The sequence below is a fragment of the Nannocystis exedens genome, from assembly GCF_002343915.1.
Lineage (GTDB): Bacteria > Myxococcota_A > Polyangia > Nannocystales > Nannocystaceae > Nannocystis > Nannocystis exedens.
In genome coordinates, this window is sequence record NZ_NETK01000001.1 from 9,933,447 (window position 1) to 9,951,605 (window position 18,159).

15 protein-coding genes are annotated in these 18,159 nt (G+C 71.0%); 5 read left to right on the forward strand and 10 right to left on the reverse strand.

All coding sequences use genetic code 11. The features are described 5' to 3' along the window. Positions 1 to 158: 158 nt before the first annotated feature. Positions 159 to 932, reverse strand: coding sequence for an ABC transporter ATP-binding protein (locus NAEX_RS38675; RefSeq protein WP_170136374.1), 774 nt, complete (start codon positions 930 to 932; stop codon positions 159 to 161). Between the two features lie 109 nt (positions 933 to 1,041). Between NAEX_RS38675 and NAEX_RS38680 the strand changes: the two genes are divergently transcribed. Beyond that, entirely contained in the window at positions 1,042 to 2,982 is a 1,941-nt protein-coding gene (locus NAEX_RS38680) for a YgiQ family radical SAM protein (protein ID WP_096332481.1), read from the forward strand. A 179-nt stretch (positions 2,983 to 3,161) separates the two neighbouring features. Continuing rightward, positions 3,162 to 3,887, forward strand: a complete 726-nt coding sequence (locus NAEX_RS38685; RefSeq protein ID WP_096332482.1) for a hypothetical protein — start codon at positions 3,162 to 3,164, stop codon at positions 3,885 to 3,887. Here the strand turns inward: NAEX_RS38685 and NAEX_RS38690 are convergent. Continuing rightward, positions 3,844 to 4,761, reverse strand: a complete 918-nt coding sequence (locus NAEX_RS38690; protein WP_096332483.1) for a S1 family peptidase — start codon at positions 4,759 to 4,761, stop codon at positions 3,844 to 3,846. The genes NAEX_RS38685 and NAEX_RS38690 overlap by 44 nt on opposite strands. Before the next feature lie 160 nt (positions 4,762 to 4,921). Here NAEX_RS38690 and NAEX_RS38695 point away from each other — a divergent pair, with 160 nt between their 5' ends. After that, on the forward strand, positions 4,922 to 6,199 hold the full coding sequence (locus tag NAEX_RS38695) for an endonuclease/exonuclease/phosphatase family protein (RefSeq protein WP_096332484.1): 1,278 nt from the start codon (positions 4,922 to 4,924) through the stop codon (positions 6,197 to 6,199). A 66-nt stretch (positions 6,200 to 6,265) separates the two neighbouring features. Here NAEX_RS38695 and NAEX_RS38700 read toward each other — a convergent pair whose 3' ends face one another. The 4 genes from NAEX_RS38700 to NAEX_RS38715 form a co-directional block, all read right to left on the reverse strand. Next, positions 6,266 to 7,291, reverse strand: a complete 1,026-nt coding sequence (locus tag NAEX_RS38700; RefSeq protein WP_170136375.1) for an amidohydrolase family protein — start codon at positions 7,289 to 7,291, stop codon at positions 6,266 to 6,268. After that, entirely contained in the window at positions 7,281 to 7,895 is a 615-nt protein-coding gene (locus NAEX_RS38705; protein WP_143141007.1) for a hypothetical protein, read from the reverse strand. Before NAEX_RS38705 ends, NAEX_RS38700 begins: the two co-directional genes overlap by 11 nt. A gap of 429 nt (positions 7,896 to 8,324) precedes the next feature. Beyond that, entirely contained in the window at positions 8,325 to 9,893 is a 1,569-nt protein-coding gene (locus tag NAEX_RS38710) for an SPFH domain-containing protein (RefSeq protein WP_096332487.1), read from the reverse strand. Between the two features lie 181 nt (positions 9,894 to 10,074). Further along, complete coding sequence (locus tag NAEX_RS38715; RefSeq protein ID WP_096332488.1) at positions 10,075 to 11,625, reverse strand: sigma-54-dependent Fis family transcriptional regulator; 1,551 nt, start codon at positions 11,623 to 11,625, stop codon at positions 10,075 to 10,077. 163 nt (positions 11,626 to 11,788) lie between these two features. On the opposite strand from NAEX_RS38715, the gene NAEX_RS38720 reads away from it, so the two are divergent. After that, positions 11,789 to 12,655: a ribulose phosphate epimerase gene (locus NAEX_RS38720; RefSeq protein ID WP_143141006.1), complete on the forward strand. Its 867-nt coding sequence runs from the start codon at positions 11,789 to 11,791 to the stop codon at positions 12,653 to 12,655. Between the two features lie 114 nt (positions 12,656 to 12,769). Here NAEX_RS38720 and NAEX_RS38725 read toward each other — a convergent pair whose 3' ends face one another. From NAEX_RS38725 to NAEX_RS38735, 4 genes are all read right to left on the reverse strand, one after another. Then, complete coding sequence (locus tag NAEX_RS38725; protein ID WP_096332490.1) at positions 12,770 to 13,153, reverse strand: hypothetical protein; 384 nt, start codon at positions 13,151 to 13,153, stop codon at positions 12,770 to 12,772. Positions 13,154 to 13,234: 81 nt separating this feature from the next. Beyond that, a complete protein-coding gene (locus NAEX_RS51425) occupies positions 13,235 to 13,372 on the reverse strand; it encodes a hypothetical protein (RefSeq protein ID WP_170136376.1) in 138 nt (45 codons plus the stop codon). 383 nt (positions 13,373 to 13,755) lie between these two features. After that, on the reverse strand, positions 13,756 to 14,442 hold the full coding sequence (gene ung / locus NAEX_RS38730) for a uracil-DNA glycosylase (protein WP_096332491.1): 687 nt from the start codon (positions 14,440 to 14,442) through the stop codon (positions 13,756 to 13,758). Positions 14,443 to 14,453: 11 nt separating this feature from the next. Then, positions 14,454 to 15,914 carry a peptidase M17 gene (locus NAEX_RS38735; RefSeq protein ID WP_096332492.1) on the reverse strand — a complete coding sequence of 487 codons (1,461 nt, stop codon included), beginning with the start codon at positions 15,912 to 15,914 and terminating at the stop codon, positions 14,454 to 14,456. 142 nt (positions 15,915 to 16,056) lie between these two features. Between NAEX_RS38735 and NAEX_RS38740 the strand changes: the two genes are divergently transcribed. Then, positions 16,057 to 18,132 (forward strand): serine/threonine-protein kinase, encoded by a 2,076-nt coding sequence (locus tag NAEX_RS38740; protein WP_096332493.1) that lies wholly within the window; start codon positions 16,057 to 16,059, stop codon positions 18,130 to 18,132. Positions 18,133 to 18,159 lie beyond the last annotated feature (27 nt).

The window sequence follows — 18,159 nt, forward strand, 5'->3', positions numbered from 1 at the left end:
ACGCAGCCGCGCATGAGGCCGGGCGCTACGCGAGGTGGTCCGACGCGCCGTCCACGGACATGCTCGAGAAGACATGTTCAAAAAAACATGTGCTCGAGGACATGCCGGAGAGGACATGCCCCGGGGTCTGCAGGCCGTCGTGAACCGCGGCTCGGGGGTCAGGGGGCGGGCAGCGCCTCGAAGAAGAGGCGGCCGTCTCGCTCGTGGGCGACCACGCCGAAGGCCGCGCCGAGGTGCTCGGGGCTGAAGACGTCGCGGCAGGCGCCGACGCGGGCGCGGCCGGCGGCGAGCAGGACGGCGTCGTCGGCGTGGCGGCGGGCGAGGTCGAGGTCGTGCTCGGCGACGAGGACGGCGACGCCCTCGCGCGCGAGGGCCCGCAGGTGGCGGTAGAGGCCGAGCGCGTGGCCGATGTCGAGGCCGGCGGCCGGCTCGTCGAGGATGACGACGGCGGCCTCGGCCGCGAGCATGCGCGCGAGCATGACGCGCTGGCGCTCGCCGCCGCTGAGCCGACCGATCGGCCGCTCGGCGAACGGGCCGAGGCCGAGGCGGGCGAGGGCGGCGGCGGCGGCCTCGGCGTCGGCGGCGCGCGGCGGGCCGAAGCGCGGCAGGTTGGGCAGCCGGCCGAGGAGGACGACCTCACGCACGTGCAGGTCGGGCTCGACGGGGCAGTGCTGCGGCAGATAGGCGAGCCGGCGGGCGCGCGCGGCCGGCGAGAGGTCGGCGAGGCGGTCGCCGAGCAGCTCGACGTGGCCGGCCTGCGGACGGTCGAGCCCGGCGAGGGTGCGCAGGAGGGTCGACTTGCCGGCGCCGTTGGGGCCGGCGACGACGCAGATCCGTCCGCGCCGGAGGTCGAGGTCGAGGGCGTCGTAGAGGACCCGATCGGCGAGCAGACAGGTCAGGCCGCGAGCGGCGAGGGCGGGCGCCTCGGTCATGTCCGACATTAATAGGAGGGAGTCGGGGGGGCCCGGCAAGCCCGCGGGCAAGAGGTGGCGCACGCGCGGGCACGGGCGCAGGGGCGGCGGATCGACTAGTGTTCGCCGCATGTCGCTCGTCCAGCTCAGGGCCAGCAAGACGGCGCCGCCGCGGGACCTGCGGGCGTTCCTGCCGATGACCCGCGAGGAGATGGAGGCCCGCGGGTGGGACGAGCTCGACGTGCTCATCATCAACGGCGACGCCTACGTCGACCACCCGGCGTTCGGCGGGGCGCTGATCGGCCGGTTCCTCGAGGGCCGCGGGCTGCGGGTCGGGATGATCGCGCAGCCGCGCTGGGATGACCCGAAGGACATCTCGCGCTTGGGTCGGCCGCGGCTGTTCGTCGGCATCACCGCGGGCAACCTCGACTCGATGCTCAACAAGCTGACGGCGCAGAAGAAGGTCCGCGGCGAGGACCAATACTCGCCCGACGGCGCGCTCGAGCAGCGGCCGAACCGCGCCAGCATCGTCTACTCGAACCTGGCCCGGCAGGCGTTCCCGGGGCTGCCGGTGGTGCTCGGCGGCATCGAGGCGAGCCTGCGGCGGATCGCCCACTACGACTACTGGAGCGACCAGGTCCGCCGCAGCGTGCTGGTCGACAGCAAGGCCGACCTGCTGATCTTCGGCATGGGCGAGCGGCCGGTGTGGGAGGTCGCGCAGCGGCTCAAGGCCGGCGAAGACATCAGCACGATCCGCGACGTCCGCGGCACCGCGGTGATGCTGCCGAAGGGCCAGTGGGAGCACCTGCCGAAGAGCCGCTACGTGCGCGACGGGCTGCCGCTGCACCTGCCGAGCTTCGAGGAGGTGAGCGCCGACAAGGACGCGTTCCTCGAGATGTCGCGGGCGTTCCAGCACGAGACCAATCCGGGCAACGGGCGGCCGCTGATCCAGCCGCACGGCGACCGGGCGCTCTACTGCAACCCGCCGGCGCACCCGCTCGACATGCGCGACATGGACGCGCTGTACGACCTGCCGTTCGTGCGCCGGCCGCACTGGATCTACGCGGGCAAGAAGATCCCGGCGTTCGAGACGGTCAAGCACTCGATCGTGACGATGCGCGGCTGCTTCGGCGGCTGCACGTTCTGCTCGATCACGGAGCACGAGGGCCGCATCATCCAGTCGCGCTCGGCCGAGAGCGTGCTGCGCGAGATCCGGGAGCTGCGCCGCATGGACGACTTCCGCGGGGTGATCTCGGACGTCGGCGGGCCGACGGCCAACATGTACCGCATGCGCTGCAAGAGCGAGCAGATCGAGAGCGCGTGCCGCAAGCTGTCGTGCGTCCACCCGGGCGTGTGCGAGAACCTCGACACCGACCACGGGCCGCTCGTCGACCTGCTGAAGAAGGTGCGCAAGGCCGAGGGCGTGCGGCGCGTGTTCATCGCCTCGGGCGTCCGCTACGACCTGGCAGAACGATCTCCGGCGTTCATCCGCGAGCTGGCGACGCACCATACCGGCGGACAATTGTCCGTGGCGCCCGAGCACGTGAAGGACGAGGTGCTCGCCAAAATGAAGAAGCCCGGGGTCGCCAGCTACGAGCGCTTCGCCGAGCAGTTCATGTGCGCGAGCGAGGCCGCCGGCAAAGAGCAGCACCTGGTGCCGTACTTCATTTCAGGGCACCCGGGCAGCACGCTGGACGACATGGTCGATCTCGCGCTGTGGCTGAAGGCGCGAGGCGTGCGGCCGCGGCAGGTGCAGGACTTCATCCCCACGCCGATGAGCATGGCGACCTGCATGTACTACACGGGTCGCGATCCGTTCACGCGCCAGCCGGTCTACACGGCGAAAGAGCTGCGCGAGAAGAAGCTGCAGAAGTCGCTACTACTTTATTGGGATCCGGCGCAGCACCACCTCGCTCGCGAGGCGCTGCGCCGAGCCGGACGCGCAGCGCTGATCGGTCACGGGCCGTCGTGTCTGGTGCCGCCGGAGGGAGGAGCGACGCGCACACCTGGAGCCTCGCCTGTCCCGGGCGCCAGGCGGGCGCGGCGCGGGCTCGGGGCCGCCGGACCGTGAACCGGTAGCCGCGCCGAAGGCCGCGCTCGCGTCGCCGGTGCAGGTCCGCCCCGCCACCACGCTAGCGCACGAGCGCCGGCGAGGACGGTAGTTCCGCGTCACAGCCGACTATGGATAAGATGCCCCAAGTTATGACGATGACGCGGAGCGCGACGCGAGTGTTGGCAGCTGTCACTGTGATGTCGAGCCTGGCGGGCTGTGAGGCGCTGCTCGAGCCGAAGACGAAGGTCTCGCTGGCCATCTCGCACCACGGTACGCGCGACGAGAACGGGGTCCTGCCGAACTACGGCGAGGCCGACGCCGCCCGCGTGTTCGTCAACGACAAGGGCTGGCAGGTCGCCCTGCAAGAGGGCGTGGTCGTGATGACCGCCGCGCAGGTCGAGTCGTGCGCCGGCGAGAGCTTCGACTTCGAGCTGCCGTACGGCCCGTTCCCCGAGTACCAGCTGGCGCAGGATCAGGACCTCGTCGACTTCGCGTCGGTCGAGCTGCCCGAAGGGACATATTGCAAGCTGCGCGTCGAGTACGGCCGCTACCAGTCGTCGCTGGCCGAGCAGGCGTTCGACACGCCGTACAAGGTCGAGGGCCACGCGTCGATCGAGGGGCTGACGATCTACCTCGCCGGCACGGCGGTCGACCCGTCCGGCGCCCACGAGACCGCCAACTGGAAGTTCGAGACCAATCAGACCAGCATCGTCGAGCTCGACCTCAGCACGGCCGACGATGGCCGGCCGTTCTCGATCACCGGCAAGGAGCCGGGCGGCAGGGCGCTGACGGTCGCCAAGACCTACGACGCGTACTTCCGCGGCGTCGACTTCTCCGACTACGACCCCGAGGCGATCAGCGGCCGCCTGCTCGAGATCCTCAGCGCCGAGACGTACGTGATCGTCGGCGCCCAGGTCTTCTGAGCCCGGCCAGCCCGGCGAGCACCACGAGGCCGAGCGGGCCGCCGGCGTCGCCGCCGGCGGCGCAGTCGCAACCGTCGTCGCGCTTCGGCTCGGTCACCAGGCAGTCGCACGTCTCGCACGCGTCGGTGCGCAGGTCGACACCTGTCTCTTGGTTCAGCCAGCACAGGGCGGCGTAGGGGATCGCGTAGAAGCCGCCCTTGCCGCACGTGTAGCCGCGCGAGGTGACGCCCGCGAGCACGACCTCGCCGGAGGAGAGGGTGACGAACGCGGGGCCGCCGGAGTCGCCCTGGCACGAGTCGTGGCCGTCGCCGCCGGCCTGGAACTCGAGGCCGCTCGGGCTGAAGCGCACGATCTCGACGTCGACCTGGCGCTTGAAACCGTTGAGGCTCTTCTCGTCGTCGCCGAAGCCGACGACGGTGATCGGGGCGCCGATGTACATCGCGTCGTCCCAGGTCGCCTGGTCGCTGATCGGCCGCGTCGGCGCGACGCCGACGAGCGGCTCCTCGAGCACGACGTAGCCGTAGTCCCAGATGTCGACCTTGCAGACCTCGGTGTCGGTGCCACAAAAGTCCGGGTGCGAGCCGTGCTCGGCGACGGAGACGATCTGCTCGAACCCCGACCACACGTCGTCGCCGACGACGACGTGCATGAGCGCGGGCGAGGGGTTGTGGTCGAGGCAGTGCGCGGCGGTCAGCACGACGGTCGGGCTGACGAGCGTGCCGGTGCACATGGTGTCGCCGATGAGGATCGCCACGGCGCTCGGCCACGAGCCCGGCTCGACCAAATCTCCGCCGTAGATCGGCGTGGGCGCGGGCGCGGGCGCGGTCCACGGGAGCGGCGTGGCGAGGAGGGCGACGAGGCCGAGCTGCAGCATGCGACGAAGAATAACCCGGGTCGCCGGCGATCCACGGCGATCCGGCCCGCGTACTGCGCACACGGGCGGCGGATCGAAAATGCCCGGGCGCGCGGGCGCAGACCCGGGACAGCGCCCCTGCGATCTGGTACCGATCGCCAGGTCCGACCCGGGGAGGCGCGTGCCGACGAATCTCTTCGCTTATCCTAACCTGGTCTCGGAGCCAGGTCCGCTCCCGCTCCGCTCGCAGCTCGATCACGACTTCACCGACGCGCTGGCCCACATCGCCCGGATCCGCACCCGCCGGCGCCTGGAGCGGGATCCGGTGTTCCGCACGATCCGCCCGCAACTCGAGCGGGTCCTCCGCGGCTTCGAGTGGGACCTGGAGCCGACGCTCGGCCACTCGCTGGCGCCGCGACGCCCGGGGATCGTCCGCGCGGTCGCGTGGAACGTCGAGCGCGGCAAGCGCTTCGAGGGCCTGCACGCGCTCCTGACCTCCGACCCGGAGCTGTCGACGGCCGACCTGCTGCTGCTGACCGAGGTCGACATCGGCATGGGCCGCTCGGGCAACCGCAACGTGCCGAAGGAGCTCGCCCACGCGCTCGGCATGGGCTACGTGTTCGCCAACTATCACCTCGTGCTGGCCGAGGGCGACCGCGGCGAGCGCGGCCACGGCGTGCCGAACACCAAGGCGATGCACGGCTGCGCCCTGCTGACCCGCTTCCCGGTGCTCCGCTTCGAGGCGGTCGAGCTGCAGGAGCGGCGCGACAAGTTCCACGCGACCGAGAAGCGGATCGGCAACAAGCGCGCGCTGCTGTGCGAGCTGCTGCTGCCCGACGGGCCGCTGACGGTCGCGCTGGTCCACCTCGACCCGTTCGCCGGCCCCCGCGACCGCGCGCGCCACATCCGCGAGATCGTCGCCCGCCTGCGCGAGTTCGGCGGCGAGCGCATGCTCCTCGGCGGCGACCTCAACACGAACACGTACGACCTCAGCAGCGGCCGCGGCCTGGCCTACAACTTCTTCTACAAGTTGACGCGGTTCGGCATCGAGGGCATGGCGGCCCAGTACATGAAGCCGGAGGAGCACTTCGAGCGGGCCGTGTTCGCGGCGCTGCGCGACGGCGGGTTCGAGATCGACGGGTTCAACGACTTCACCCGCGGGACCATCTACTACGACATCTACGACCCCGAGATCTTCCGCAAGGCGCTCGACTACATGCCCAAGGCGATGCGCCGGGTGATGTGGACGTACCTCGAGCGCCGGCTGGCGCCGTGGGGCGGGCGGGTGCCGCTGCGCGTCGACTGGTTCGCCGGCAAGGGCGTGCGCCCGCGCGAGCCGCAGGTGATCGAGCGCCCGGTCGCCGAGGGCAAGCTGGTGTCCGACCACAACCCGATCCTCGTCGATCTCGAGCTCGGCGCCGCGGACGAGCCGGACCTGGCCGAAGAGTCCGAGGGGTAGCAGCGATGGGACATGTTCCCGAGGGCATGTCCGCCGAAACATGCTTGATGGGACATGGCCTGAAGTTCACCGCCGGCGGTAGGCGCCGAGCCAGGCGCGGGCGTTGCCGCCGAGCACGCGGGAGACCACCGGCTCGGGGAGGGCGAGGCCGTGGTAGACGCCGGGGGTGAGCGCGCCGATCCGCGCGGCGTGGCGCCAGAACTCGAACCGCGGGCGCTCGAGCAGGCCGAGGTTGGCGGCGAGCTGCAGGTCCCACTCGCGCACGGCGTCGAGGTCGTCGGGAGCGCCGCGGGTGGTGAGGAGGTCGGAGCCGAACAGGAACCGCTCGGGCTGGACCTCGATGAGGGCGCGCAGGCGGTCGCGATCCTCCTCGACGGCGGTGAAGCCGTCGACGCCGGGCAGGCCGCCGCCGTGGCTGGTGTCGACGCGCAGCCGCGGAAACTCGCGCAGGAGCCCGGCGAGGCGATCGAGGTCGGTGCGGCTGCCGCACAGGTGGGCGCAGACCAGCTCGAGCCGCGGGTGAGCGCGCAGCAGCCGGGCGAGCTCGTCGCGGTAGCGCACGGTGTTGACGTGGACGAGCACGGGCACCGAGCGGTGCTCGAGCCACTCGAACAGCGAGGCGTGGGCCGGATCGTCGAGCGGACGGGCGTGCAGCTTGTGGTGGCCGAAGTACAGCTTGACGCCGCGAGCCCCGCGCCGAAACCACCGCTCGAGCGCGGCGATGTCGACCTCGGCTGGCTCGACGGCGACGAACGGGAACAGGCGATCGCGGTGGGCCGCGGTGGCGGCGAGCAGGGCGTCGTTGGCCTCGCGCCAGCCGTGCATGCGAAGGTCGGCGCCGGGGGCGAGGCCGAGCGCGGGGTCGAGGTGCGGCGAGGCGATGACGACGGCGGCGGCGATGGCGTTGCGGTCGAGCGCGGCGAGCAGCTCGTCGACGAGGCCGCCGACGAGGTGGACGTGGACGTCGACGCGGTCGCGCGCGGGCTCGTCGTCGCTGCCGGTGGTCCCGGTCGGCGTGGGGACGCCGCAGGCGAGCGAGAGGCCGGCGAGCAGGACGAACCCGGCGCGCCGCGGCGAGGCTTCAGCACTCACACTCGTCCTCGCCTTCGTAGTTGCGGAGCTCGACGTGCAGCCGATACGGATACTCCGCGGTCGCGCTGTCGCTGTGGACGCGGAGCAGCAGGACGCCGGCGTAGTCGTCGCCGTAACCGCTGAACGCGAGCACGCCGCCGTCGGCGGTCTGCGCGGTCAAGGGCTCGTGCGTGTCGGCGCGGTAGACCTCGACGGTCATGGTGTGCTCGGGGCCGGGGGCGAGCACCGGCTCGCCGCACGCCGCCCCGCACAGGCCGGCGTCCTTCACCAGCGCGCGCACGTGGAGGTAGTGGACGCTGTAACCGAGGCCGGCGACGTCGACGCGGTACCAGTCGTCCTCACCGGGGCAGAGGTAGGCGTCGGCGACCTCGTGGTAGGCGGACCACTCGCTGACGCTGTACCAGTCGACGTCGGTGGGATCGTCGGGATCGTCGTTGGGCTCCCAGGCGTCGTTGAGCGGGCAGGCGACGGCGCCGGTGGTCGCGCCGGGGTCGTCGCCGTCGCCGGACCCGAGGTCGCAGGCGGCGAGCGCGAAGGGGAGAGCGACATGTCGCAAGAGACAGGCCCTCCGCGCGGCGGCCGAGGTCGTGGCTGGCGTGGTCATCGGAGATCCAGGACCCGGCAACCGTGGACCCGCGGCCGCGGCCGGCAATCGAGGTTCGTCCGCCGGGCCGAGGGGAGGTGGAGGTCGCAGGCCGGACGACGAAGGGACCGGGCGAGCCGCGAAAGCTCGCGCAGGCGCCGCCCGGGCCGTGCGGAGAGCGGATGCCCGAAAGGACAGGCGGCGCGGCGGGCCCGGCCGCGCTGGATATCGCGGGGACGTCCTGCAGAGATCCACCCGCACGAGCGCGGGTGGATCTGCGCGAGGTGATTCTGTCCGGAGAGACAGGTGGTCGAGGTGCGGCCGGAGGGCGCGCTCGAGATGTCCGGAGAGACAGGTGGCCATGGTCGCGGCCGGGGCGCGCGCGAGATGTCCGGAGAGGCAGGTCGGCGCGGCGGCCGCGAGCGGCCCGCGCGCGGGCGAGGGGGTCGCTCAGCGCTCGGCCGGGCTGTCCGTGGGGACAGGCGGCGCGGGCGGGGTGAGCAGCTCGGCGCCGACCTTGCGGGCGAGGGCGAGGGCCTCGCCCATGCCGCGGGCGATCATCGCCGAGGGATCGGCCCCGTCGCCGAACGCGGTGATCTTGACCTCGCCGAACTTCTGCGCGAACGCGCCGGCGATCGCGGGCAGGCCGGTCTCGACCAGGGCCATGCGGATCCGGTCGTCCGAGACGAGGTTGTCGACCTCGCGCGCGGCCCGGGCGACGGCCGCCCGCACCTCGCCGGCCAGCCGCTCGAGCTGCAGCTCGCGCTCCTTGAGCCGCGCAGCCGCGGCGCTCTCGAGGTCCTTGAGCTCGGTGTTGGCCTTGTTGCGCTGCATGGCCAGCTGGGCGCCGAGCTCGACCTCCCGCTGCTGGGTGGCGTGCTTGACCTCGAGCAGCTGGCGCTCGGCCTCGGCGTACTTGCGCTCGCGCGCGAGCTGGGCGAGGCGCACGGCCTCGGCCTGGGCGGCCTTCTCCTGCTCGAGCTGGGTCTTGGCGCGCAGCTCGCCGAGCAGGCGGGCCTGCTCGCGCGCGCCCTTCTCCTCGGCGAGCTCGGTGGCGGCCTTGAGCTCGGCGATCGCCCGCGCCTGCTCGCGCGCGGCCCTCTCCTCGGCGAGCTCGGTGGCGGCCTTGAGCTCGGCGATCGCCCGCATCTGGTCGCGCACGCGCTGCTCCTCGGCGGCGCGCGCGGCCAGCTCCTCACGCTTGGCGGTCTCGGCCAGCTCGATCTGCATGGTGCGGCTCTCGGCCTGGGCCTTGAGCTCGCGCGTGGCGGTCTCGCTGGCGATCTTGGCCTCCTCGATCTGGCGGGCCGAGGTCGCCTCGAGCGTGGCGATCTCGCGGGCGCTCTCCATCTCGGCCATGCGGGCCCGCAGCGCCAGCTCGGCGCGGAACTTGGCCTGCATGTCCTGGAACACGGTGTCCGACAGGATCTGCACGTTCTGGATCTCGACCGTGTCGATGACGACGCCCCAGCCGGTGGCGGTGGTGTCGTCGGTGCGGCCGCGGCCCTCGACGATCGGCACCAGCTCGGCCATGAGCTCGCGCGCGATCGACTCCTTGCGGCGGGTCATGGCGTCCTCGACGCGCAGGTTGGCGACGAGGCGGCGGGTGGCGCCGACGAACATCTCGGTGAGGATCTCGCCGAGCTTCTCCTGCGCCCGCTCGCTGTACGAGAAGTTGAGCATGCGGAAGGTCAGCTCGGGCTCGGCGATCCGGTAGACGGCGAGGCCGGTGATCTGCACGCCGACCTTCTCCAGGGTGACCTGGTCGGCGGTGAACTGCAGGCGGTTGATGGTGGTCGGGATGACGGCGACGCTGTCCCACGGCCACTTGAAGCAGCTCGCGCCCTGACCGGTGCTGCTTCGGCGGATCCGCCCGCGGCGGACGTGGATCAGGTACTCGCTGGGCTTGGCGGTGATGAAGCCCCAGCGCTTCATCTTCTCGGGGTCCTCCACGGGCTTGCCCTGGCGCCAGAGGTTGTCGGTGGGGGCGGGCGTGGTGGGGGCGGGCTTGGCTGTCATCGTTCGGGCTCCTGCGCGAGACCCCTTAGCAGCCGGCGTGCCAGGCGCCGTGACGGGGCTGTGACGCGGCGCGGCCCGGGTGAAGGACGGACGGCGCGATCGCGACAGGATCGGCGGTGTATCAAAACGATGCAGATGGATCGTTGCGATGCACCTGCAGCGAACGGGCGGCGCGGGCGGATCAGGCGCGGATCTTGAGGGCCTTGATCTTGCGCAGGAGGGTGGCCCGACCGATGCCCATGGCCCGCGCGGCGCCGCTGCGGTTGCCGTCGTGGGCGGCGAGGACGGCCTCGATGTAGAGCTTCTCCATCTCGTTCCACGACAGGCGGGCGAGGTCGGCGCCGCCGCGGCCGGCCTTGCGGCCCGCGGCCGGGAGCTCGCGCGGGTCGGCGGGCAGCGGCAGATCGGCGACCTCGATGGCGTCGCCGGCGCTGAGGACGACCGCGCCCTCGATGCAGTTCTCGAGCTCGCGGATGTTGCCGGGCCAGCTGTGCGCGTGCAGCCGCGCGAGCGCGGCGGGGGAGAAGCGCACGACGGGCTTGTTGTGGCGCTGGGCGAAGCCCGCGAGGAAGTGGTAGGCGAGCTGCTCGAGGTCCTCGGGGCCGCGCTCGCGCAGCGGCGGCATGGCCAGCGAGAGCACGCGCAGGCGGTAGTAGAGGTCCTCGCGGAAGCGCTGGCGAGCGACCATGTCTTCGAGGTTGCGGTTGGTGGCGGCGAGGATCCGGACGTCGACCTTGAGGGTCTTGCGCCCGCCGACCCGCTCGAACTCGCGGTCCTGCAGCACCCGCAGCAGCTTGCTCTGGAGCGTGAGCGGGACCTCGCCGAGCTCGTCGAGGAAGACGGTGCCGCCGTCGGCGGCCTCGAACTTGCCGACGCTGCGCTGGTCGGCCCCGGTGTACGCGCCCCGCTCGTGGCCGAAGAGCTCGTTTTCGATCAAGGTGGCCGGCAGCGAGGCGCAGTCGACTGCGACGAACGGCCGCCCGGCGCGCGGGCTGTTGTAGTGGATCGCCCGCGCGATCAGCCCCTTGCCGGTGCCGGTCTCGCCGGTGATGAGGACGGTCGCGTCGGTGCCCGCCGCGCGCGTCACGAGATCGTAGACGCGCCTCATCCGCGCGCCGCCGCCGACCACGCCGTTGAAGCGGTAGCGCAGCGGTCCGCCGGTGGGGGCGCGCAGCTGGCCGTAAAGACTGGTGCTCTCGACCAGCATGGCGACCTGGCTGGCGAGCGCGCGCAGCAGGGCCTCGTCGTCGTCGTCGAAGGCGGCGCCCTTCTTGTTGAGGAGCTGGAGGACGCCGAGGATCTCGCCGGCGCGATCGAGGACCGGGACGCACAGCATCGAGCGCGTGGCGTAGTTGGTGGCGCGATCGATGGCGCCGTAAAAACGCGGGTCGCCCTCGGTGTGCGAGAGGTTGATCGCCTCGCCGGTGCGCGCGACGTGTCCGGCGATGCCCTGACCGACCCTGAGCCGGATCTCGCGCAGCTCCGGCAAATGCGCGGCCTTGCTGAACAGCTCGCCGCGGGCGCGGTCGACGAGGTAGAAGGTGCCGCGGTCGGCGTCCATGGCCCGGGTGACGGTGTCGATGACCTGCGCCAGCAAGGCGTCGAGGTCGACCTCGCGGCGCACGAGCTCGCCGAGCGCGACCAGCACGCTGTCACGATCGACCCGCGTGCGCCGCGGCGGCGTCTCCCCGAGGGCGGACTTCGCGGGTCTCTTGCGCGCTGCTGGCTCCATCCTCGCCGAGTGTATCAGAATGAGACGGTGGCTCAAACCGATGCGTGCGTTCCCGCGCTGAGGCCACGGCAGCGCTGGAGCCGCGCGGGTCGGCGAATGGAGCGGCTCGGCGCGGATGCAGGCGTTGACGGGCGCGCGGGCCGTTCGCGATAAAATCGCCATGATGAAGCTGGGAAGCGCGAAGGTGCTGGGAATGGCTGCGCTCGTCGGCGCGCTGCTGACGGCGGGCTGCGGCGACGATGGGATGGGGAAAGAGACCGCGACCGCTCCGACCACGGAGCCCACCACCAGCACCGGGACCGCCACCGGGACCGACAGCGAGACCAGCACCGACACGCCGACGACGTCCGACACCGAGGGCGGCGCGAGCATGTGCAACCCGAAGATCCAGGACTGTCCCGAAGGGCAGAAGTGCGTGGCCTACGACTCGATGGCGATGAACTACTGGGACGCCAACAAGTGCGTCGAGGAGCCGATGAACGGCGGCGCGGTCGGTGACCCGTGCAACATCAACATGGGCGAGTCGGTGTTCTCCGGGCTCGACAACTGCTCGAAGGGCACGATCTGCCTGAACTTCGACTTCGCGACGGGGCAGGGCGGGACCTGCACGGCGTACTGCGGCGAAAGCAACGTCTGCGGCGACGGCGAACTCTGCCTCGAGTCGGCGAACGAGGGCGTGCTGCCGGTGTGCCTCAAGTCGTGCGACCCACTGCTGCAGGACTGCGAAGACATGCAGGGCTGCTACGGCGACGCGTCGTTCGGCGGCTTCATCTGCTTCACCCCCGATCCCGGCGACAACCCCGGCGACGACAACTCGCCGTGCGAGTACACCAACGCGTGCCTGGCCGGCTTCAGCTGCCAGGCGGCCGAGACGGTGGAAGGCTGCATGGGCGCGATGGGCTGCTGCACGCCCTTCTGCTCGGTGTCCGGCGGCGACGCCGACTGCGCCCCGTCCGAAGACTGCGTGCCCTTCTTCGCCGATCCTCCGCCCGGCACCGACGACGTCGGGGTGTGCGTGATCCCGGCTTGAGGGCGACGAGCTCGGGCGAGCCGAGGCGCCGGGTCGCGGAGCGCGACCCACGCAAAGAGCCGCGACGAGGATCGTCGCGGCTCTCGGAGCGCGCGTCGTGACGCGACGACGATCTCAGTTCGAGGTGCGCGGGGCGGGGCGAGCGAAGATCCGGTCGAAGGCGTGCTGGACCTCCTCGGACATGTCGGTGAGCGCGCCGAAGCCGATGAGGTAGAAGGGACGGTTGCGGACGGTGACGCGCCAGACCTGCATCGGCTGGCCGTCCGTCAACTCCTCGATGAGACCGGCACGCAGAGCGGCAGGCTCCTCGACGTACAGAGGAGCGACCGCGGCGACGCGATTGGCGAGCTCCTTGTCGCCCGTGCCCGAGAGGTACAGACCCTCGCGCGTGGCGAGCGTGAGGTGCTCCAGGCCGGTCCGCTGGGCAACCGCCCGAAGGTAGAGATCCCCGGCGGTCCAGGGGTTTTCGCTGCGATCTTGGCGTCGTTCGTGCGTCATCCGACAAAAACTCCGGTGTGGGTGATGTAGGATAAACGCCGGCTCGGGCGGGGACAAAATTTCGGCGGATCGCCGGGGTGCTCAGCGCTGGCGAGCTCTCAGCTCAGGCGGCGCCTCATGGCCGAACACGTCCCGCCAGACTTCTTCCACCGGCACGAGCTCCACCTCGCCGCGGTCCAGCTCCACCAGCCGGTGCTTGAGCTCTTTCTGGAGGGTCACCCCATCCGCGTCCGTGAGGATCCGCGGAGGCCGTTGTGCAAAAGGAGGGCGCGTCATGCCGATTTCGTAGCGTGACGCGCGAAAAAGAGCAGGGCAAAAGTCTCGGGTTCCATCCGGAGGCGAAACGGGAGATGCGGGAGGCCAGCGCCTTCGCCGCGCGCCTCGGGCCCGTTCGCGTTCGGCGACTGGAGGCCGAGTTCCAACGGACCACCCTCGGGGCGATGGTGCGGTTCCCCAGCGCCTGGCCGCCGTATCTGTTCGGGACCCGGCGCTGTTTTCTCCTCGGGCTGCCGTATTTCTTCGTGTACCGCAAGCGGCGGCGCGTCGAGGTGGTGGCGCTTTGCCATCACCGGCAACGGCCGGGGCTGTGGCGGCGGCGACTGTCAGAAGATTTGCCAGTCGATCGCCGGGTAGCCGAGGTCCTCGAGGGCGGCGTTGATGGCCGAGAACGGCCGGCTGCCGAGGAACTTCGGCCCCTTGCCGAGGATCGGGGAGGGGTGGGGGGCGACCAGGACGCGGTGGCGGCGCTCGTCGATCAGGCCGGCCTTCTTCCTGGCGAAGTCACCCCACAGCGCGAACACCAGCGGCTCGCCGCGGTTGCTCAGGGCGCGGATGACGGCGTCGGTGAACTTCTCCCAGCCCTTGTTCTTGTGCGAGCCGGGGGTGTGAGCGCGGACGGTGAGGACCGTGTTGAGCAGCAGGACGCCCTGCTCGGCCCACGACTGCAGGTTGCCGTGGGAGGGGACGCCGCACCCGAGGTCGGCCGCCAGCTCCTTGAAGATGTTGGCCAGCGAGGCGGGGGGCTTCACCCCGGGCAGCACCGAGAAGCAGAGGCCGTGGGCCTGACCCTCGTCGTGGTACGGGTCCTGGCCGAGCAGCACGACCTTGACCTGCTCGAAGGGGGTGAGTTCGAAGGCGCGAAAGACGTCTCCCTCGGCGGGATAAACCGTATTGTTTTCACGCTCATAGCCGACGAAGTCGACGAGGTCCTTGAAGTATGGCTTGGCCATCTCGTCGGCCAGCGCCGCGTGCCAGCTGCCGGGCAGGGTCCAGTTGCCGTAGCCGTACATGCGCGACCTCCTCAGGCGATCCGGCGCACGGTTTCGGACAGCAGGGCCACGCCGAAGCCGGTGCCGCGGTTCTTCGGGAAGCTCGGGCCCGCCAGGTCGATGTGGCACCACAGCGCCTTGGTGTCGTCCATGTGCCAGTAGACGAACTGCGCCGCGCAGGCCGACTGGGCGTTCATGCGATTCTTTACAGAATTGACCATATCTGCGATATTACTCTCGAATTCTTGCTTGTAGAATTCGGGCGCGAACGGCAGCGGGTGGACGAGGTCGCCGCAGTGCTTGCCGGCGGCGATGATGGTCTGCTCGAGCGACTCGTCGTTGCTGACGACGGCGGCGTGCAGCAGGCCGGTCGAGATCATCTGGGCGCCGGTCAGGGTGGCGGCGTCGAACACGATCTCGGCGCCGAGCGCCCGCGCGGCGTAGCTGACGCCGTCGGCGAGCAGGAGGCGGCCCTCGGCGTCGGTGTTGTTGATCTCGACCGTCTTGCCGGAGTGCAGGCGGAGGATGTCGTCGGGCTTGTAGGCGCCGGGGCCGACCGCGTTCTCGGCGATGCAGAGGACCAGCGAGAGCTTGTGCTTGCAATGATTGGCGGCCAGCACGCAGAACGCCCCGAGCACGGCGGCCGCGCCGCCGAGGTCGCCCTTCATCGTGTTCATCGCCCCGCTGATCTTGAGACTGAGGCCGCCGGTGTCGTAGGTGATGCCCTTGCCGACCAGGGCGATCGAGCGGCCGCCGCCGGCGGCCGGCGTGTACTGGGCGATCAGCATGCGCGGCGGCTTGACCGCGCAGCGGCCGACGGCGTGGATGCCGGCGAGGCCCTCCTGGAGCAGGGCGTCGCCGACGATCTCGCGCAGCTCGACGCGTGGAATCGCGGTCAACAGCTCGCGCGCGCGAGCTGCGAACTCCTCGGGATTGAGCTCGGTCGGCGGCGTGTCGACGTGAAGTGCGGCGATCCGCGTCGCGTGCATCGTCGACTCGACTTCCGGCGGAACGGGGATCGGTTGGCCGGCGGGGTCCAGCGCGAGGATCTGGACCTCGGCGCCGCTGGTCGCGCCGCTCTTGCTCGAATAGAGCGGGAGAGCGCGGCCGACGGCGTTGATGGTGGCGAGCAGGTGCGCCGGATCCGGCAGGATGACGATGATTCCGGCCTTGCTGCCGCCGAGGTCCGCCGCCGCCACCACGCGCCGCACACTCTCGGCGCGGCTCGGCGAATTGTAGCGAGAACCGTGGTCTGGGAGCACGCCGAGGAGCAGGCGACGCGGCTCCGGGAGGCCGGTGAGCGTGCCCGAGACGGCTCCGAGCTCGCCGGGCTTGGTGTCACGCGCGAGTTCGGCGAGCAGCGCCTGCGCCGGTGCCGGCAAGAACGCCGGCAACTCGCCGGTGAGGACGTTTGCCGCCGCGACGACGAGGACGGCGCGGCTGCCGTGGAGCAGAGCGGGAATGGTCGGGGCGAAGCTCAGGGTCGTGGGCACGGCCGGAGCATGCCACAAGCCGTCGACCGCGTCGTCCTGCGCCTCTACGCGCGCGCCATTGCGGCGACTGCCGCCGGGTTTTGCCGAAGACGCGCAACACCGGGGGAAGGTGTGTTAACGTCACAGGGTCCCCCGAGAAGCCATGAGCAAACCGGAAGACCAAGCACAAGCAGACCCCCTGCTGGGGACGACTTTCGCTCGGCGCTACTTGATCGAGCGCCGGCTCGGCCGCGGGGGGATGGGCGTCGTGTACCAGGCGACGCAGATCGACTTGAATCGCCCGGTGGTGCTCAAGGTGTTGGCGCCCGACTGGGTCGGCGACTCCGAGGCCCTGGCCCGCTTCGAACGCGAGGCCCGCGGGCTCTCCAGCCTGCAGCACCCGAACATCGTGACCATCCACGACTTCGGCAAGGTCGACGGCCGCGCGTTCATCGTGATGGAGTACGTCCAGGGCGAGACGCTCGACCGCTTCGTCCGCCGCCGCGGCCACCTCACGCTGGCCGACTTCGTGCCGATCGCGGCGCAGGTGCTCAAAGGCCTCGGCGAGGCCCATTCGCGCGGCATCATCCACCGCGACATCAAGCCCGCCAACATCATGCTGTGCGAGCGGCAGGGGCGAGCCAACTACGTCAAGATCCTCGATTTCGGGCTCGCCAAGCTGGTCTCCGGCTCGTCCGACATCACCAAGCAGAACGTCCTCGGCACGCCCACTTGCCTGTCTCCGGAGCAGATCCTGGGCGAGAAGATCGACCAGCGCGTCGATGTCTACGCGGTCGGCATCCTGTTCTACTTCATGCTGACCGGGGTGATGCCGTTCCAGGCCGACAACGACGCGTCGGTCCTGTACAAGCACGTCCACGAGAAGGCGCAGCCGATCCAGGAGCTCCTGCCGCCCGACAACGGCGTCCCCGAAGGCGTGCTGGATCTGATCAGCCGGTGCCTCGAAAAGAGCCGGGAGCGGCGCCCACGCGACGCCAACGAGGTCGTCGAGGGGCTCATCGATCAGGTGCCGTTCTCGATGTTCCGCCTGCCGCGGGCGCAGCCGCGGACGGAGCCGCTCGAGCCCGAGGAGCCGCAGAGCAGCACCGAACACAGCAAGCCGATCCCGTCGCCGGAGAATATCGTGGTCGGCACGTTCGGCCGGCCGCGATCGGCACCGGCCGTTGCCGCCGCGCCGCTTGCGCAGGGCATGCCGAGCGCGCCGGGCGGACCGCAGACGATGCCGCCGTCGGTGATGCCCATCACGGCTCAGTTCCCGCAGGCGACGCTCGACCAACTCAAGGCGCAGGGCATCCCGCTGGAGGGTGGGAGCCTGGTGCAGAGCCAGGACGGGCGCACGCTGCTGGTGGTCGGTCCGCAGGCCCAGGAGGCCGCGGCTCGCCAGCGCACGCTGAACCTGGTCTACGGCGGGGTCGCGGCGCTCACGGTGATCGCGCTGCTGGTCTACGTGTTCGGCGGCGGCGGTCCGGCCGAGGCCGAGACGGAGCGGCCGGAGACGGTGGCCCGCGAGGAGGGCGGGCGCGAGCAGCTCGAGGGCAACCTCGACAAGATCGCGCAGCTCATCGACGAGGGCAAGCTGCCGCAGGCGGAGCGCAAGCTCGAGATCGCGGAGGAGGAGTTCGCCCGCGACCCGGAGCTGTCCGACCGCGCCGACGAGCTGCGGTCCCGGCTCGAGGTGATGAAGGCGCTGGCCAGCGCCCGCAAGCACGAGCGCGACGGCGACCGCATCAGCGCGGTCAAGGGCTACCGCGACGTGCTGGCGCTCGACGCTGGCAACGAGGAGGCGAAGCAGCGCATCAAGGGGCTTTACCCCAACCTCAACCCGGACATGGGGTTTGCGATCATCACGATCCGCTCGGCCCCGGTGACTGCGGAGGTCACGCTCGACGGCGGACCGCTCGGCTCGACCCCGATCGACGTGCCGCTGCACGCCGGCAAATACACCATCTCGCTGACCGCGCCGGGCTACGGGCCGATGCAGACCGCGCTGAGCGTCAGCGCCGCCAAGGACCAGCCCTACGACTACCTGCTGACCCGGACGGGGGCGCCGGCGAACCCGCAGCCGCCGGTCGAGCAGCCCAAGGCGCCGACGGGCGGGGGCACCAAGCGGCCGACCGGCGGCGGGACCAAGAAGCCGCCCGACGGGCAGACCAAGCCGAAGCCGAACCCCGCGCCGGAGGACGATTTGTTGCCGGTCGGTCCGAGCAAAAAGCGTTAGTCTCTAGCTCTCGGGTTCGTCAGGGTC

Excerpts from the sequence above, each read along its gene's own strand:
- NAEX_RS38675 (WP_170136374.1), bottom strand. The coding sequence starts at position 932 with ATGACCGAGGCGCCCGCCCTCGCCGCTCGCGGCCTGACCTGTCTGCTC.
- NAEX_RS38725 (WP_096332490.1), bottom strand. The coding sequence starts at position 13,153 with ATGACGCACGAACGACGCCAAGATCGCAGCGAAAACCCCTGGACCGCC.
- NAEX_RS38685 (WP_096332482.1), top strand. The coding sequence starts at position 3,162 with ATGTCGAGCCTGGCGGGCTGTGAGGCGCTGCTCGAGCCGAAGACGAAG.
- NAEX_RS38680 (WP_096332481.1), top strand. The coding sequence starts at position 1,042 with ATGTCGCTCGTCCAGCTCAGGGCCAGCAAGACGGCGCCGCCGCGGGAC.
- ung (WP_096332491.1), bottom strand. The coding sequence starts at position 14,442 with ATGTACGGCTACGGCAACTGGACCCTGCCCGGCAGCTGGCACGCGGCG.
- NAEX_RS38720 (WP_143141006.1), top strand. The coding sequence starts at position 11,789 with ATGAAGCTGGGAAGCGCGAAGGTGCTGGGAATGGCTGCGCTCGTCGGC.
- NAEX_RS38690 (WP_096332483.1), bottom strand. The coding sequence starts at position 4,761 with ATGCTGCAGCTCGGCCTCGTCGCCCTCCTCGCCACGCCGCTCCCGTGG.
- NAEX_RS38740 (WP_096332493.1), top strand. The coding sequence starts at position 16,057 with ATGAGCAAACCGGAAGACCAAGCACAAGCAGACCCCCTGCTGGGGACG.
- NAEX_RS38715 (WP_096332488.1), bottom strand. The coding sequence starts at position 11,625 with ATGGAGCCAGCAGCGCGCAAGAGACCCGCGAAGTCCGCCCTCGGGGAG.
- NAEX_RS38710 (WP_096332487.1), bottom strand. The coding sequence starts at position 9,893 with ATGACAGCCAAGCCCGCCCCCACCACGCCCGCCCCCACCGACAACCTC.
- NAEX_RS38705 (WP_143141007.1), bottom strand. The coding sequence starts at position 7,895 with ATGACCACGCCAGCCACGACCTCGGCCGCCGCGCGGAGGGCCTGTCTC.